Annotated in this window: 16 protein-coding genes and 2 tRNA genes; 8 read left to right on the forward strand and 10 right to left on the reverse strand. The window is 63.1% G+C overall.

Annotated elements, in window-relative coordinates; translation table 11 throughout:
* The first annotated feature begins 16 nt into the window (after window positions 1-16).
* Complete coding sequence (locus FGU65_RS13320; RefSeq protein WP_301664984.1) at window positions 17-229, forward strand: type II toxin-antitoxin system HicB family antitoxin; 213 nt, start codon at window positions 17-19, stop codon at window positions 227-229.
* Window positions 230-730: 501 nt separating this feature from the next.
* Here the strand turns inward: FGU65_RS13320 and FGU65_RS13325 are convergent.
* From FGU65_RS13325 to FGU65_RS13340, 4 genes are all read right to left on the reverse strand, one after another.
* Window positions 731-1162, reverse strand: coding sequence for a TdeIII family type II restriction endonuclease (locus FGU65_RS13325; RefSeq protein ID WP_301664985.1), 432 nt, complete (start codon window positions 1160-1162; stop codon window positions 731-733).
* The gene (locus FGU65_RS13330) at window positions 1159-1437 is read right to left on the reverse strand and encodes a TdeIII family type II restriction endonuclease (protein WP_301664986.1); all 279 of its coding nucleotides are present in this window, start codon (window positions 1435-1437) and stop codon (window positions 1159-1161) included. Before FGU65_RS13330 ends, FGU65_RS13325 begins: the two co-directional genes overlap by 4 nt.
* Window positions 1438-1643: 206 nt before the next feature.
* Window positions 1644-1715 (reverse strand) — tRNA-Ala (locus FGU65_RS13335).
* Between the two features lie 67 nt (window positions 1716-1782).
* Complete coding sequence (locus tag FGU65_RS13340) at window positions 1783-2907, reverse strand: nicotinate phosphoribosyltransferase (RefSeq protein ID WP_367652388.1); 1125 nt, start codon at window positions 2905-2907, stop codon at window positions 1783-1785.
* A gap of 145 nt (window positions 2908-3052) precedes the next feature.
* Here FGU65_RS13340 and FGU65_RS13345 point away from each other — a divergent pair, with 145 nt between their 5' ends.
* Both FGU65_RS13345 and FGU65_RS13350 read left to right on the forward strand, forming a co-directional pair.
* Window positions 3053-3724 (forward strand): MTAP family purine nucleoside phosphorylase, encoded by a 672-nt coding sequence (locus FGU65_RS13345; protein ID WP_301664987.1) that lies wholly within the window; start codon window positions 3053-3055, stop codon window positions 3722-3724.
* Entirely contained in the window at window positions 3721-5046 is a 1326-nt protein-coding gene (locus tag FGU65_RS13350) for an amidohydrolase (RefSeq protein ID WP_301664988.1), read from the forward strand. The genes FGU65_RS13345 and FGU65_RS13350 overlap by 4 nt, the downstream gene beginning before the upstream one ends.
* Before the next feature lie 5 nt (window positions 5047-5051).
* Here the strand turns inward: FGU65_RS13350 and FGU65_RS13355 are convergent, their stop codons facing one another.
* Together FGU65_RS13355 and FGU65_RS13360 are read right to left on the reverse strand one after the other, a co-directional pair.
* Window positions 5052-5903, reverse strand: a complete 852-nt coding sequence (locus tag FGU65_RS13355) for a 4Fe-4S ferredoxin (protein ID WP_301664989.1) — start codon at window positions 5901-5903, stop codon at window positions 5052-5054.
* Between the two features lie 40 nt (window positions 5904-5943).
* Window positions 5944-7644, reverse strand: coding sequence for an AMP-binding protein (locus FGU65_RS13360; RefSeq protein ID WP_301664990.1), 1701 nt, complete (start codon window positions 7642-7644; stop codon window positions 5944-5946).
* 93 nt (window positions 7645-7737) lie between these two features.
* On the opposite strand from FGU65_RS13360, the gene FGU65_RS13365 reads away from it, so the two are divergent.
* Window positions 7738-7889, forward strand: a tRNA-Trp gene (locus tag FGU65_RS13365).
* A 169-nt stretch (window positions 7890-8058) separates the two neighbouring features.
* Window positions 8059-9240: a bifunctional 5,6,7,8-tetrahydromethanopterin hydro-lyase/3-hexulose-6-phosphate synthase gene (locus tag FGU65_RS13370; RefSeq protein WP_301664991.1), complete on the forward strand. Its 1182-nt coding sequence runs from the start codon at window positions 8059-8061 to the stop codon at window positions 9238-9240.
* A 65-nt stretch (window positions 9241-9305) separates the two neighbouring features.
* Here FGU65_RS13370 and FGU65_RS13375 read toward each other — a convergent pair whose 3' ends face one another.
* Window positions 9306-10358: a TIGR03557 family F420-dependent LLM class oxidoreductase gene (locus FGU65_RS13375; protein WP_301664992.1), complete on the reverse strand. Its 1053-nt coding sequence runs from the start codon at window positions 10356-10358 to the stop codon at window positions 9306-9308.
* Between the two features lie 169 nt (window positions 10359-10527).
* Here FGU65_RS13375 and FGU65_RS13380 point away from each other — a divergent pair, with 169 nt between their 5' ends.
* A complete protein-coding gene (locus FGU65_RS13380) occupies window positions 10528-11322 on the forward strand; it encodes a hypothetical protein (RefSeq protein ID WP_301664993.1) in 795 nt (264 codons plus the stop codon).
* On the opposite strand, the gene FGU65_RS13385 is transcribed toward FGU65_RS13380, so the two are convergent.
* The 3 genes from FGU65_RS13385 to FGU65_RS13395 form a co-directional block, all read right to left on the reverse strand.
* Window positions 11309-12019, reverse strand: a complete 711-nt coding sequence (locus tag FGU65_RS13385; RefSeq protein WP_301664994.1) for a hypothetical protein — start codon at window positions 12017-12019, stop codon at window positions 11309-11311. The two genes, FGU65_RS13380 and FGU65_RS13385, sit on opposite strands and share 14 nt — an antisense overlap.
* 331 nt (window positions 12020-12350) lie before the next feature.
* A complete protein-coding gene (locus tag FGU65_RS13390; RefSeq protein ID WP_301664995.1) occupies window positions 12351-13430 on the reverse strand; it encodes a GHMP family kinase ATP-binding protein in 1080 nt (359 codons plus the stop codon).
* 16 nt (window positions 13431-13446) lie between these two features.
* Window positions 13447-14004: a ferredoxin domain-containing protein gene (locus tag FGU65_RS13395; RefSeq protein ID WP_367652389.1), complete on the reverse strand. Its 558-nt coding sequence runs from the start codon at window positions 14002-14004 to the stop codon at window positions 13447-13449.
* A gap of 209 nt (window positions 14005-14213) precedes the next feature.
* On the opposite strand from FGU65_RS13395, the gene FGU65_RS13400 reads away from it, so the two are divergent.
* Together FGU65_RS13400 and msrA are read left to right on the forward strand one after the other, a co-directional pair.
* Window positions 14214-14444 carry a hypothetical protein gene (locus tag FGU65_RS13400; protein WP_301664996.1) on the forward strand — a complete coding sequence of 77 codons (231 nt, stop codon included), beginning with the start codon at window positions 14214-14216 and terminating at the stop codon, window positions 14442-14444.
* A 176-nt stretch (window positions 14445-14620) separates the two neighbouring features.
* Window positions 14621-15112, forward strand: a complete 492-nt coding sequence (gene msrA, locus FGU65_RS13405) for a peptide-methionine (S)-S-oxide reductase MsrA (protein ID WP_301664997.1) — start codon at window positions 14621-14623, stop codon at window positions 15110-15112.
* Window positions 15113-15116 lie beyond the last annotated feature (4 nt).

The raw sequence follows: 15116 nt of genomic DNA on the forward strand, positions 1-15116 counted from the left end.
TGTACTCATACAAGGGATGCGATGCGATGAACCACCTGCAGTACCGTATCCTCCTCCGGAAGGAGCCGGAAGGCGGGTACACCGTCACCGTGCCGGCGCTTCGCAGGCTCGCGTCACCTTCGGGGAGACCGTCGACGAGGCAATAGCGATGGCACGGGAGGCCATCGGGGTCTATATTGAAGATCTCCGGGAGAAGGGCGAAGAGATTCCGACCGAGGAAGGACTCTGACGGTGAGCTCGTATTCCAATTGCCTTGGAATGTGTGCACGTTCCCGACCGGCACGCTCCCAGAGTCCCCAAGCAGCCTGAGTTGAAAATCCGGACAGACCGTCATCCACGGCAGCCCCAGGGGGACTCGCCTTCACCCCGTCAGAACAAAGCTCAGAATAGCCTCCATTTTCGATTTTAGCGAAGGTTTCGGATCCTGGATTCCGGCAAAATAATTCACGCACGAATATCGCTCTGATTGCTGAAAAGCGGCAGGATCGCGAGGCTATAACGGCGATATGAGGAGGAGTAATTTTCCAAGGATGTCTCCTATAGCTCGCCCCGAGATCATCCGTCTGAGGGCTTCTGTGAGGGTCGTTTTCTCGAAGGATTGAGCCGGAATTCCTGATACATAAGTATTGCTTGACCGGGCGGGGGAAAACCGGCCGCGGCCGGTATGCGACCCCGTGCTCCAGCCACGAGGACGGGTAACAGGCGGAGGTCTACGGGAACGAGTAAACCCCTAAAACCCAAACGCCAACGAATCCAACATATATTTCGTCTTCTCGCGGCCGACTTCCTGGTAGACCGAGAGAAGATCCTCCATCGCATGTTTCCCGCCGACGATGTTCCAGAACTCATCCGCAATAAGAACGGCCTCACCGAACGGCGTATAGTTCAGGGCAAAGTTCCAGGTATAGTCGCTCCGCTTCGGGCCGTAGGGGTTGTAGGCCATCGCGAAGTACGCCTGAACGGCGGGCCGGGATTCGCCGGCGAGCAGGTGGAACCAGAGCAGCCGCTGGGTGACCTCCAGGCACTGACCCTTGTTCGGCATGGGAGACTTCATCTCAAAATAGTAGCGTCGCCCGTCTTTCGTCCGGATATACAGATCCGCCGTCGCTTTCAGCGGCACGAGGTCGTCGTCCCGCCTGGCACTCAGAACGGCGTCGATCATCTCGTGAGTGCGGGCTTCTTGCCTTTCTGTTCGGCAGCACTCTCGAAGGCTGCAATCTGGTGCTCGATCTCGTCCATCGCGGCACGGCTGACGTAGCCCGTGAGAACGTGCCCTCGTTCGGCTTTTGCATGGTGCTGCAGCGCTATCAGCCTGGCACATCCCTCAAAGCTGTTCCCGAGGCTGGTGCTGAACCCTCGCTCGAACTCGTTGATGCGAAGAAACTCCGGCAGGATGATCACCGGAGTGTACGTACAAAGGTGCAAGTGTACGTACACAGAAAACAGACAGCAAGAGAAAGAGAAAATGCCAAACGAACCGCACGAAAACCGTATCCGGCGGCGACTGCACATCACCGTCTCCCCGGAAGTCCACGAGTACCTGAAAAACCGCGTCGGCAACGCCAGCAGATTCCTGGATGCTTTAACCAGAGATCCTATTTCCGGGATTCAGCCCGCGATATTTATTCTTTCGGAAAATAAGATGGACCGAGCGGGATTTGAACCCGCGGCCTCTACCATGCCAAGGTAGCGATCTCCCCCTGATCTATCGGCCCGTTGCTGCTGCCCTACAATGTTGTACTCAATCAGATAAAATGATTCGTTTCTGATTTTTACCCGCGATCACGCCGAAAGCAGGGGAAGGCGGGAGAAAAACCGCTCCCGCGCCTCCGCATGGCCGGATTCGCGCACGATGCGGCCGCTCTCGATGAAGGGGACGAGGAGCGGCACCGCGCCGTCGGGAGCGGGCTCGCGGGCGAGGTGCACGAGGCGCCCGCCCAAGGGAAGATCGTAGACCTGCTTTGCTCCGGCGCGCTTTCCGCGTTTTGCGGAGAGTCTGCACTCGAGCTCCACGATGTCCATGGCAAAATCGATCACCGGCGCGTTCGCGATCGCGCCGCCGACCCCGAAGCCGTCGACGATATCGCGGAAGGCGGCGACGTCGGCGCGGGTGACGCCGCCGGAGAGAAAGATCCCGACGTGGCCGTAACCGCGGGCGTCGAGCTCCCAGCGGACCTCCTCGACGATCGCACGCATATCGCCCCGGCGGGAGCGCGGGGTGTCGAGCCGGACCGCAGCGCAGCCAATCGCCGCCGCCCGGACCGACTCGGACTTCTCGTCGTCGAAGGTGTCGCAGAGCATGATCCGCGGCACGTCCGGCGGCGCGTGGCGGTCGAAGGCGGCCCAGGCGTCCTCCTGCCGCGGGTAGCACATCACAAAGGCATGCGGCATCGTTCCGGCGAGGGGGATCCCCTCCGGCGCGCAGGTGTTGCTGACGCCGTCCACGCCGCCGATCCAGGCGGCACGCTCGATCATCGGGGCGATCGCCGGGTGCTGGCGGCGCGACCCGAAGGAGTAGACCGGGACGTCCCCCGCCGCCAGCCTGATATGCGCCGCCGCCGAGGCGACGCCGGAGGCGTGGCAGAGGAACCCGAGGATCGCCGTCTCGTAGGCGGCGACGTCGCGGTACTGTCCGGTGATCCGGAGCACCGGCTCGCCGGGATAGAAGACCGAACCCTCCGGCATCGCGTCGACGTCGACGGACCTGCCGTCGAGGAGCGCGAGCACGTCGCCAAGCCCGCAGAAGACGCCCCAGCCGTCCGGGAGTACCGGTGCGCCGACCTCCATGACGACCTGGGGGTTGATATCGTCCTTTTCAAGGACGCTCTCGATACGCTCGAAGTAGACATCGGTGCAGCGCCCCTCCCGGATCGTAGCATCGTCCACGGTCACAAATCTGCCCATCATACTAGCATGGTTGCTCCCCCGCTTTATCTCTGCTGAAGCAAACCGGTCATGCAGAGCCGGATAGATTGATTTTTGAGCCTGAAGAGGCAACCGGTACACAGATGATGCACGCCAAAGCGCATGCCGCACCCGGAGGCCGCCGCTGATGCTCGGGGTCATCGGGGGGACGAGCCTGCTCTACGCCGACCTCCCGCCGCTCGAAAAAAAGACGGTCGCGACACCCTTCGGGCGGGCCGAGATCTATCTCGGCGAGTTCGCGCTCCTCATGCGCCACCAGTACGGCCTTCCCCCGCACCGGATCAACTACCGCGCCTGCATGGCGGCGCTCGCCATCATCGGCGTGGACCGGGTCGTCGCCTTCGGCTCTGCAGGGTCGCTCACGCCCGATATTCCACCGGGTTCGCTCGTGATCCCCTCCGACTATCTGAGCATAACAGATATACCCTCAATCCATGACTACCGGATCGAACACATCCGTCCGGAGCTGGACGCCGACCTCACCCGGGATCTCTGCAGCCTGATCCCCGAAGCACGGTGCGGCGGGGTGTACGTCCAGACCCCCGGCCCGCGGATCGAGACCGTCGCCGAGGTCAGAGCCCTCGCACGCGATGCCGAGATCGTCGGGATGACCATCGCCGGCGAAGCGACACTCGCCATCGAGCTTGGGCTGCGGTTTGCGGCAATCTGCACGGTCGACAACTATGCGCACGGCCTGGGTGACGAGCTCGTCACCTACGAACAGATCCTCGAGACCTCCCGGACGCACCGCAGGAGGGCCGAGGAGATCCTGGAGAGAATTGTGGAGCGATTGGCATGAGGGAGATAATCGACGACATCTTTGATATTGAGGGCTCCGTCCTCATCACCGGCGTCCTGGTCGGCGGAAAACAGGTGGATATCGCGATCAGCGAAGCGGGAACCATCGTCGGGATTGACGAGAAGAACGGCGCACGGGACGCCGTCGAGGCCGAGATCGTCGTCGACGGGTCCGAGAGCATCGCCATACCGGGGCTCGTGAACACCCACACCCACGCGGCGATGACCCTGCTGCGCGGCTACGCCGACGACATGCCGCTCCAGGACTGGCTGACGCAGAAGATCTGGCCGCTGGAGGCGCACCTCACCGGCGACGATGTCTACTGGGGCACGAAACTCGCGTGCCTCGAGATGATCCGCAGCGGCACCACCGCCTTCAACGACATGTACTTCTTCATGGATCGTGCCGCCGAGGCGACCGACGAGATGGGGATCCGCGGCACCTTCGCCCACGGGTTCATCGATCTTTCGATGGAGGAGAAGCGGGAGGCCGAGATCAAAGCGACCGAAACCCTCGTCTCCCACATCAAGGGGCTCGGCAACCCCCGGCTCACCGCCGCGGTCGGGCCGCACGCGGTCTACACCGTCTCCCCGGACGGCCTCTCCTGGTGCGCCGGGTATGCGAAAGAGCAGGATATCGGGATCCACATCCACGTCAGCGAGACCGAGAAAGAGGTCGTCGACTGCGTGGCGCAGTACGGCAAACGCCCGCCCGCGCTCCTCGACGAATGCGGGTGCCTGACACCCCGCACCGTGGCGGCGCACTGCTGCTGGCTCGACGAGGCCGACTGCAGGCTCTTTGCAGAGCGTGGCGCCCACGCCTCACACAACCCGGCGAGCAACATGAAACTCGCCGTCGGGCGCGCCATGCCCTACCACCACCTGAAGGACGCCGGGGCGAACGTCTGCCTCGGGACCGACGGCTGCGCCTCGAACAACAACCTGGACATGCTCGAGGAGATGAAGATCGCAGCCCTCCTGCAGAAGTTCTCCTGGAACACGCAGACCCTGCTCCCCGCCGGCGAGGCCATCGGCATCGCGACCGCAGGCGGCGCCCGGGCGCTCGGCATCGGCCCAGGGACGCTGACCGTCGGCGCCCCCGCCGACATCGTGCTGATCGACCGGCGGAAGGCCTGCACGACCCCGCTCCACAACACCGACTCGAACCTCGCCTACGCCTGCAACGGGAGCGCCGTGCACACCGTGCTCTGCAGCGGCAGGTTCGTGATGTACGACCGGGTCGTGCCCGGCGAAGCCGCGATCCTGAAAGGTGCGGCACAGGCGGCCGCCGCCCTCGTGCAGCGGGCAGAAGAGGCGGAATAACTTTTTTATCGCGGCCGCCGCGACTGGCAGGGCACCCGGGCCTGGCAGAGGCCGCAGCTCGAGACCGGGATGCCGATCTCGCCCTCAGCAATGGGCGCCGCCGTCTCCAGGATATACGCAAAACACCGCTCCTTGTCGTGCCCCTCTGCAGAGATCGCGCCTGCGGGGCAGCGGCGGATGCAGGCGTCGCACCCTTTTTCGGTGAAGTGGAGGCAGTACTCGGTCCGGCTCTCGTAGGGGCGCGGCGTTGCGGGGGTATCGAGCAGAGCGACGACCGACCCGATGCGCACCGCCTTGCCCCGCTCCGTGATCAGGCCGTCGCAGAGGCCGAAGGTCCCGAGACCTGATGCGTAGGCGGCGTGCCGCTCCGACCAGCGGGAGGCGATACCGAACCGTTCTGAAGTCTCCTCCCGCCACGCCGGGAGCCTGACCGGGCCGACGGCCGGGTGTCCGGCGTCGGTGAGTGCCCGGGCGAGGTGGTCGCGGATCCGGTCGTTCACCAGCTCCCCGTAGTGCCGGGCAAGGCTCCAGCGGCGCGCGGGGAGGGACGCACACCTGCGCTGGTCCCGCTTCGTCGCGGCGGTCTGCGGCAGCGCCCAGACAATGACGGCGAGATCGGATGCTGTACAGTCGAGGTCCGGAAACCCGGCGCGGAACGCCTCGAGCGGCGTCCAGTGAAACAGCCCGATCGTCTCCTGAAACTCCCTATAGAGCGGGTCGTCGCCGCGGGAGACACCGAGGAGCGGGCTCTCCCAGACAGGCTCCGCGGCATCCGGGCCGAGCCGGTTTGTATCCGGGTCTGCGAGGAGCGATCGGATCCCGGCAAGGATCTCCGCAAAATCGGGATTCGTCTGCATGATGAACGATCCTTCTGCAGACTAAAAAAGGAAACGGCTGTTACGCCGTCTCGATCTTCGAGGCGGAGTCAAGACCGAGCTCTGCGATCGCCTGCTCCCGCATCTTGAACTTCTGGATCTTGCCTGAGATCGTCATCGGGAAGTCGTCGACGAACTTGATGTAGCGCGGGATCTTGAAGTGGGCGATCTTGCCGCGACAGAATTCGCGCACCGCATCCTCGGTCAGGGCAGCGCCGTCCTCGGTCTTGATCCAGGCCATCAGCTCCTCGCCGTACTTCTGGTCGGGAACGCCGATGACGTAGACGTCCGCGATATCGGGATGATTGTGGAGGAACTCCTCGATCTCGCGCGGGTAGATGTTCTCGCCGCCCCGGATCACCATGTCCTTGAGCCTGCCGACGATCCTGACGTAGTCCTCCTCGTCCATGGTGCCGAGGTCGCCGGTGTGGTTCCAGCCGTTGTCGTCGATGGTGGCATGGGTGGCGCTCGGGTTGTTGTAGTAGCAGCGCATCACGCAGTAGCCGCGGGCGCAGATCTCCCCGGTTTCGCCGCGGGGAACAATTTTCTTCGTGTTCGGGTCGACGATCTTGATCTCGGTGTGCGGGAACGGCCGGCCGACCGTCGAGACGCGCCGCTCCAGCGGGTCATCGGTCGTCGTCATGGTGACGCCGGGGGAGGTCTCGGTCTGCCCGTAGACGATGACGATATCGGACATGTGCATCTCCTTGTTGACCTCACGCATCACCTCGATCGGGCAGGGAGAGCCGGCCATGATCCCGGTCCGGAGCGAATCGAGCCGGAACGAGGGGAACTCGGGGTGCGCGAGCTCGGCGATGAACATCGTCGGGACGCCGTGGACGGCGGTGCACTTCTCGTCCTGCAGCGTCTGGAGAACCGCCTCGGCGCTGAAGACCGGCGAGGGGAGCACCATCGTCGAGCCGTGGGTGACGCAGGCCATATTCGAGAGCACCATCCCGAAGCAGTGGTAGAACGGGACCGGGATGCAGAGCCGGTCTTTCTCGGAAAACTTCATCCCCTCGCCGATGATGAACCCGTTGTTGAGGATATTGTGGTGCGTCAGCACGACGCCCTTCGGAAACCCGGTCGTCCCACTGGTGTACTGGATATTGATGGCGTCGTCGAAGTCGAGCGACGCCGCCCGCTCGGCGAGCTCGTCGGGGCTGATGTAGTTCGCCTTCTCGAGGAGTTCGTCCCAGGTGAACATCCCGTTGTAGGGAATGTCGCCGATAAAGACGACGTTCTGTAAGAACGGGAACTTCTCCGAGTTGATCCGGCCGGGCTTGCCCTCGAAGGCCTCCGGGCAGGCCTCGTAGAACATCCCGACGTAGTCGGAGGTCTTGAACCGCCCCTGGAGGAAGAGCGTCTGCACCTCCGACTGCTTGACGGCGTACTCGAACTCGTACGTCCGGTAGGCCGGGTTGATGTTCACCATGATCGCCCCGATCCTGGCGGTCGCGAACTGGACGAGCACCCACTCGGCGTAGTTGAGCGCCCAGATGCCGACGCGGTCGCCGCGCTCGACGTCGAGTGCCATGAGGGCGCGGGCGAGCGTGTCCACCCGGTCGAGGAACTCAGCGTAGGTCAACCGGACATCCTGGTGAACCGAGACGAGCGCCTCGTTTTCCGGGTATTTCTCCGCGATTCTGTTCAGCATTTCGCCGATGGTGATACCCTGCAGGGGGATATCCGAACTTCCGCACGCGTAGCTGCCCTCAGCCATCCTATATGAATGAGAAGCAGGAGAAGTAAATGGTTACCGCTTTGGCATAACGCAATCATTAATACGCCGGGACTGCAATGTAATAGAGTACGTGGGGTCGTGGCCTAGTCAGGAATGGCGACGGGCTCCAGCGGTCTTTGCAGGTGATGAACAATGGGTCTCCTGATACCGGATGATGACCCGTTGGAGCACTGATGCATGTCGGAGAGACCCGTCGATCGTGAGTTCAAATCTCACCGACCCCACATTCTGTGAACGCCTTTTCTCGAACCTTTTCATACTCTCCTTCGCGCAGCGATGCGCCCGCAAAACCGGTGAAAAGACAGGGTCTTTGATTGCAGGGACCGGTGCCGATGCTGGCGTGTTAATATAATATGCCTTCCTAATATGAGGGCAGCAGTAAGGGGACAATATATGTATCTTATTGGTGAAGCACTTGTTGGAGAAGGCGCAGAACTTGCGCACATCGATTTAATTCTCGGGGATAAGAACGGAGCCGTCGGGCAGGCGTTTGCGAACGCGTTCTCGCAGATGTCGGCCGGCCACACGCCCCTCCTCGGCGTTGTGCGGCCGAACCTGATGACGAAGCCGGCGACGCTCGTCATCCCGAAGGTGACGCTGAAGAAGGAGGCGCAGGTAAACCAGATCTTCGGCCCCATGCAGGCCGCGGTCGCAAAAGCGGTCGCCGACGCCGTTGAGGAAGGCGTCTTCGAAGGGATCGACCTCGAGGAGACCGTCATCCTGGCGAGCGTCTTTCTGCACCCCGCCGCAGCGGACTACAACAAGATCTACCGGTTCAACTACGGCGCGATGAAACTCGCTCTCCGCCGGGCGCTCGACCGGTTTCCCGACGAGGAGACGCTCCTCCACGAGAAGGACCGTGCCGCGCACGCCGTCATGGGATTCAAGGTTCAGCGGCTCTGGGACCCGCCCTACCTCCAGGTCGCGATGGACCTCGTGGATATGCGGCACGTGGAGCGGGTGCTCGCCGAGCTGCCCCAGAACGACCACCTCCTGATCGAGGCGGGAACCCCGCTGATCAAGAAGTTCGGCCTCTCGGTGATCGGTGAGATCCGGAAATACCGGCCGAACGCCTTCATCATCGCCGACTTAAAGACCCTCGACACCGGCAACCTCGAGGCACGGATGGCCGCCGACGCCGGCGCCGACGCGGTCGTGATCTCGGGCCTTGCACCCGTCTCGACGATCGAAAAAGCGATCAAGGAGACGAAGAAGACCGGCATCTACACCGTCGTCGACATGCTGAACGTCGACGACCCGGTCGCTCTCATCGAGAGCCTCGCCGTCAAGCCCGACATCGTCGAGCTCCACCGGGCGATCGACGCCGAGGGAAGCGAGCACGCCTGGGGCAACATCCCCGCCATCAAGGAGGCCGGCGGCAAACGGATGCTCGTCGCCACCGCGGGCGGCATCCGGCAGAACGTCGTGAAGACGGCGCTCGCCTCCGGTGCGGACATCCTGGTCGTCGGCCGCGCCATCACCGCGAGCAAGAACATCCACCACGCCGCCGAGGAGTTCCTCGAGGAACTCAGCCAGGAAGAGATCGACCAGTTCCGGATTATGACGGATTTCTAAACCCTTCCATACGTCTTTTTTATCATCGATACAAAAACAGAGGGTAAGGGTCTCTGTCGCCGCCTCTAAGGCCTCTGCCCGCCCGGAATCGACTGAACTGCCGGCTCCGGCGGCAGCCTCTCTTCAGCGCCGGGCACCTCCCGCGAGGGGGCGGAGAGGCCGAACTCAGGGAGGACATTGTCGCGCATGAAGGTGATGAACTCCTGCTGGTTCGGCCCCACCTGGTTGATGACGACCCGGTCGTAGCCCATGTCGCTGGCCCTCCCAATCTTGTCGATGAGCGGGCGGGCTTCGGATGTGCAGAGGACATTCTGTGCGACGTCGTCGGGCGTCACCATCTTCGCCAGTTCCTCAAAGTGCGTCGGCGTCGGCATCACCCAGTTCAGCTCGCCCTGGTTCGCGGCGACGGGGAACCACGCATACGCGATCTCTTTCGCCCGCCTCTCGTCCCGGTCGTAGCAGACCGCAAACTCGAGCATGGCAGGTTTTCCCTCGCCGCCGGAAGAGCGGAACGCATCAAGCACCTCGCCGGGCATCTGCTCGAAATGGATCAGCCCGTCGGCGATATCGCCTGCGGTCTGTGCCGCCGTCGTCCCCTGCGCCGCCATCAGGATACGCGGCGGGCTCTCCGGCAGCTCGAAGACCTGGGCGTTGTCGATCATGTAGAATGCACCGTAGTAGTCGTGCATGCCGCCGCTCCAGAGGGTGCGGATGATATCCACCGCCTCGCGGAGCATGGCGAGGCGGACGTTCTCCGAGGACGGGAAACAGGCGCCGGTGATATGCTCGTTGAGCGCCTCGCCGGTGCCGACGCCGAGCTCGAACCGACCCGGGAGCATCACCGCAGCGGTCGCCGCGGCCTGAGCGACGATCGCCGGGTGGTAGCGGATCGTCGGGCAGGTGATCCCGGTCGAGACCGGTATCTGCTCCGTGGCCCCCGCGACCGCACCGATGATCGTCCAGGCAAACCCGGCATGCCCCTGCCGACCCGTCCAGGGGTGGTAGTGGTCGGTGATGTTTACAAACGAGAAGCCTGCGGCTTCCGCCTGTTTTGCGTTCTGCACGAGTTCCAGCGGGTTGTGCGCTTCGGTAAAGAGTTTGTAGCCGATTTCAACCATACATATCTCCCCGATATCGTCGTTCTTCCGCGTCCGCACCGCTGCTCCGGCCGCACCGGGCCGGGAGGGGCGGGAGCGATGTCTGACAGTGCCGGCGAGGGATAAATGTTTCCCCGGTGCCGGGAGCAGTACCGGAACGCTTTAGACTATCGTTGCGCAATGCTCCGTTATGCACAGAGCGATCCTTCGACTCTCCCTCTTCCTGCTGGTGTTTGCCGCACTGCTGATTGCCGGATGCACCGATGACGGTGCGACCACCGGGCCGCAGACCGCGGCGACGACACTGCCGACGACACTGCCGACGACGGAGCCCACGGAGCAGGCGACGACACTCCAGACCCCTGTGCCGTCGCCGATAACGCCGTATACGCCGGAGTACCAGGCAGGCGACCTCCTGGCGTCCCCCGGCGGAGCGGAACGCCGGCTGATCACCGCCGTCAACACGACTGACGGGACTTACCGGCTCGAGAGCGTCCTCGGGAGCGGGGACGACGCGTACGTCCCGTACGGGAACGGTTCACGCGGCACCTGGACTTATGCACGGGCATTCGATGGCAGCGGCGTCGTCCAGGAGCGGATCGTCATGCAGATACCCGTCAAAGACGCGACAGGAGACGTGACAGGAGGCCTCATCTACGACACCCCAGCGGCGATGCGACCTGTCGACCCCTCGCCGCAATTGCTGACCGGCGAGGTGGACTACGTTCTTGCGATCACCTACACCGGGGAGGTGCGGATCTACGCCGAACTCGACGGCATCTCGCCGTCGGAGTGGACGGCGACCATTGACGGGTACGAAGCGTTCCCGCTCGGTACGGGCAGAGGCGCATACGTGACGGTGAAGAAGGCCGCGCCGGTCTCGGGAGTCCTGCACGCCACCCTGGTCGCCGACGGCGTCGTGGTGGACGAATCGGAGAACGACAGCCCGCGCGCGCTCCTCTCCCTCTCCTTCACGACCCAATAAACCGCATCCCCGGCCATATGGCCGTCACCCGGATATCGTCGATGACCGCGGCGTCAGGGAGATCCCCCGGCGCCCAGGTTGACCCGCCGCCGATGCGGAGAGCGATGGAATCGTCCGGCCCGATCGTCTCGCCGGAGAGTGTCCGCAGAGGAGCCGAACCGAGGTACCGGTCATCGATCCAGACCGACTGGCGCGATGTATTACGGTAGTAGCAGATGGCGAATTTGTGCCATTCCAGCGGCCTGACAACAGGCTTTGGGGAGTAGAGACGGTGATTCCCGGATTCGTTCCACTGGTTATAGCCGATCCGGCCGCCCTCGATCACCTGCAGCGAGTAGAGGAGCGACTCTTTCCCCGGGATCTCCCCGAGCACGTACAGGCCGCTGCAGGTCAGGGTGCCGAGTTTGTTTGTCTTAAACCATCCCTCGACCCGGTAACTGCCTGTATAGTTCAACATCCTGGTGATCTGCCTGCCGGGCGCATCGACCTCCCCCCCGGCGATGCAGACTGCAGCGTAGTCTCCGCTATGGGCATCGTCCGTGATTCCCCACCGGCACCCGATCTCATCCCAGTTCTCGAACGTCCCTGTCTCGAAGGAGTCTTCGAAGAGCAGGAGCGGGACGTTTGTCGCCGAAACGGGGATCGCGAGGACTGCGGCAGCGATTAGGAGCGGCAGGCATGCGTGCCAATCCATCATCTTCCTGCATTCAGGACATACGGGGAGGTATACCTGTCGGTGCAGAACGTCCGGCGAAAGGGCACCGCTTCAGAAGAGAACGGAAGATCCGTCCCGGTGAGTCCCACCGAAGATGCGCCGTCACGATTCGTCATGCGTTTACTGCCGGAAACCGTCGATACGGGCTTTCGGGTGCGGCCGATGAACAATGCCATCCCGCTTCGACGACATCCTCGTGAGGGGCGCGCTCCTCCCCCCGCACGCGATTGCCCCGACAGCCCCCGGATCGGGGGTGGCTATCAAGCACCTCCACAAAACGTGCCGGGCGGTTCCTGGAGGGCCGCAAAAAAGGTCAGCGTTCGGGAAGGGTTATCGCCAGTCCCTCGTTGTCGACCTCGGTGGCGATCGCGATCGTCAGCCCGAGGGAGGAGAGGATGGCGGCCACATCCTCCTCATCCCGATCGGTGATGACGGCGATCGAGGGGCCGACCGAGCTCATCCCCACGAACTCGAACCCGGCGTCGCGGAGCGATGCCATGTAGCGGTAGAGCTCGAACCCGTGATGCTCCACCTCGGCGCGTTTCGAGCCGCGGAACTCGATCTCCCAGATCACCTCGCCGATCCGGGCGATATCGCCCCGTTCGAGGGCGGGGATCAGGTCCATCAGGACGAGGTAGGCCTTCAGCTCCCGGTCGCGGTAGTCGAGCGTCCGTGCCTTGTTCATCAGGAGGTCAAACTCCTTCTCACCGGCCGACGAGATACCGGACGGCGGGATGGCGATGTAGACCCGCTTCCCCTCTGCAAAGGGGTGGCGGTAGACGACGGCCAGCTCGTCGCCGAGAACCGCCATGCCGCCGTAGGTGCTGACCGCAGGGCCGACGCCGGTCTCGAACCCGAAGGCGACGCTGCCCTCGGCCGTCTCCTCGACGTAGTTGCTGCCGAGGAGGAGACGGAGCTCGCCTTTCGTCAGCGGCGATCCGACCGCCGCGTTCAGGGCGTTCGCCACGGCGATCAGGATGGTGCTCGTAGAGCCGAGGCCGACGTGCTCGTGCATGTGATCCCGCGCCCGGACCCGGAAACCGCCGTCGTATCCGACGACGCGGCGGAAGACCTCGACGAAGTGGCGCAGGATCGGAATGCGGGAATACTCGATCTCGATGCCGGAGGGTATGCACTCGACCTCCGCAGTGCAGTAGGTCTTGATGGCGAACCCTATGCCGCCGCCACCCGGCCTGTCCGGTGCGAACCGGTTCATGTCGAGGACGGTGAGGTGGATACGGGAGGGTGCCCGCACCCGAACGGTACCCCGGACCGGAGAGAGGAGGTACTCTTTTTCAAACCCGAGCGTCCGGAGGTTCTCGCCCGGAAGGAACGAGGGGAAATCGTACTCGACGAGGTCGAGATCGCCTCCCCGGATCTTCATAATCGGCATGGTCGTTTCACTTCCGTTAGCGTGTGCGGTCAAAGAAGATATTCTTGCCAGATGCAGAGAGAGGAATGCCGTAGACGACGCCGCACCCCTCCATCCAGCCGAGCCGGAGCGCACCGACACCTGCGGTGTACATGATCCGGTTGTCGACGTTGTGCATGGCGGCGGTTTTGGCCGCCGAACCGACCGCAATGCCGAGGTCCGCCATCCTGATGATACAGTTGTGCCCGTGCAGGGGCGTCGAACGGGAGCGCGTCTCTGCCTGCGCCTCCAGCATCGCCGCACAGGTCGGAAACCCGCATCCGCCGCAGTCGATACCGGCGACACTCTCGATCGCCGACCCGATAAGGAGACAGGCATCGCTGTCGGCGACGTTTTTCGCGTCCCTGATAAAAAAAGCCTGGTTGTTCGTCTCTCCAAACTCCCGCATCGCGCCGGAAAGGGCGGCGAGGTCGTCCCCGGCGACGGTTCTGACCGCGATCGCATCGACACCTTTTCCCTTCGGTGCCGTCCGGGCTGAGAGGGCCATCAGCCCGGCAACGGTGAGGACGGCATCCGTCTCGGTGCTGCTCATCATACGGATCTATTCTGCGGCTGAAGGTTTATTAGCCTCTGGTATCGTCCGCCTCACCGCCCCGATCCCGGCGAGCATGCGTCGGGCGGGCCTGCGGCCGAAAGGTTTATAAATGTGGTTTCAGTATCTGGTGTTGGCACAGACGACGTCAAAGACAGAGTGAATCTCTGATTAGGGGAACAACAATGGGGGGAAGAGTAAAGGCATTTATAGTGTACCTTGGGTTAATCATAACCTACGGAGTCGCATCGCTCTTTGTCTGGACATTTCTGAAAGCATACTCATCGCCGGAGAAGGCAGTCATCTTTTCGATCGATCAGTTCGGGGAAGCGACCACAGAGTATATGATGTTCCTTATTCTGATGCCGCTCATGTCGGTGGCGCTCTTCTATGCCATCGAGATGATAGGCCGCGACGTACGCTTGAAAGAACCCGAAGACTGACACACCACAAAGACGATCGAAAAACGGCATGCCGGAGGACGCCTCGCCCACCCGCAGGAGCGGTGCCGGGCAGACGAGGCGTCCATCGTACGGCTCTATTCTCGCCCGGTGCCGGAACCTGCGCGCAAGGTATTTTACCCGTCAGCCCAAGGGATGGTCGGCGAGGTCTGATGCGCATGGCAGAGAAGACTGATTACGAGAAGGCAACCTTCGGTGCTGGCTGTTTCTGGGGCGTCGAGGAGGCGTTTTCAAAGATTCCCGGCGTCGTCTCGACGGCGGTCGGGTTCATGGGCGGCACGACCGAGAATCCCTCGTACCGCGAGGTCTGCACGGGACGGACCGGCCACGCCGAGGTCGTGGAGGTCGTCTACGACCCGGAACGAGTGTCATACAGCGACCTTCTGGACGTCTTCTGGCGGATCCACGACCCGACGACCCGTGATCGGCAGGGGCCCGACGTCGGGTCGCAGTACCGGTCGGTGATCTTTTACCACACACCGGAGCAGGAGGCGGCGGCCCGGGAATCGAAAGAGCAACTCCGGCGCTCGGGCAGGCTTAGCCGCGATATCGTCACCGCGATCGAACCGGCGTCGACGTTCTGGCGTGCCGAGGAGTACCACCAGCAGTATTTTGCAAAACAGGGCAGGGCGGGCTGCAGGTTCTGGTGACGGG

This window comes from Methanoculleus frigidifontis, from assembly GCF_030464345.1.
Lineage (GTDB): Archaea > Halobacteriota > Methanomicrobia > Methanomicrobiales > Methanoculleaceae > Methanoculleus_A > Methanoculleus_A frigidifontis.

Bases quoted from the DNA above. Each gene is read 5' to 3' on its own strand.
- FGU65_RS13370 (WP_301664991.1), top strand. From the start codon at position 8,059: ATGTATCTTATTGGTGAAGCACTTGTTGGAGAAGGCGCAGAACTTGCG.
- FGU65_RS13325 (WP_301664985.1), bottom strand. From the start codon at position 1,162: ATGATCGACGCCGTTCTGAGTGCCAGGCGGGACGACGACCTCGTGCCG.
- FGU65_RS13375 (WP_301664992.1), bottom strand. From the start codon at position 10,358: ATGGTTGAAATCGGCTACAAACTCTTTACCGAAGCGCACAACCCGCTG.
- FGU65_RS13340 (WP_367652388.1), bottom strand. From the start codon at position 2,907: ATGATGGGCAGATTTGTGACCGTGGACGATGCTACGATCCGGGAGGGG.
- FGU65_RS13360 (WP_301664990.1), bottom strand. From the start codon at position 7,644: ATGGCTGAGGGCAGCTACGCGTGCGGAAGTTCGGATATCCCCCTGCAG.
- FGU65_RS13385 (WP_301664994.1), bottom strand. From the start codon at position 12,019: ATGATGGATTGGCACGCATGCCTGCCGCTCCTAATCGCTGCCGCAGTC.
- FGU65_RS13350 (WP_301664988.1), top strand. From the start codon at position 3,721: ATGAGGGAGATAATCGACGACATCTTTGATATTGAGGGCTCCGTCCTC.
- FGU65_RS13395 (WP_367652389.1), bottom strand. From the start codon at position 14,004: ATGATGAGCAGCACCGAGACGGATGCCGTCCTCACCGTTGCCGGGCTG.
- FGU65_RS13380 (WP_301664993.1), top strand. From the start codon at position 10,528: ATGCACAGAGCGATCCTTCGACTCTCCCTCTTCCTGCTGGTGTTTGCC.
- FGU65_RS13320 (WP_301664984.1), top strand. From the start codon at position 17: ATGCGATGCGATGAACCACCTGCAGTACCGTATCCTCCTCCGGAAGGA.
- FGU65_RS13390 (WP_301664995.1), bottom strand. From the start codon at position 13,430: ATGCCGATTATGAAGATCCGGGGAGGCGATCTCGACCTCGTCGAGTAC.
- FGU65_RS13355 (WP_301664989.1), bottom strand. From the start codon at position 5,903: ATGCAGACGAATCCCGATTTTGCGGAGATCCTTGCCGGGATCCGATCG.
- msrA (WP_301664997.1), top strand. From the start codon at position 14,621: ATGGCAGAGAAGACTGATTACGAGAAGGCAACCTTCGGTGCTGGCTGT.
- FGU65_RS13345 (WP_301664987.1), top strand. From the start codon at position 3,053: ATGCTCGGGGTCATCGGGGGGACGAGCCTGCTCTACGCCGACCTCCCG.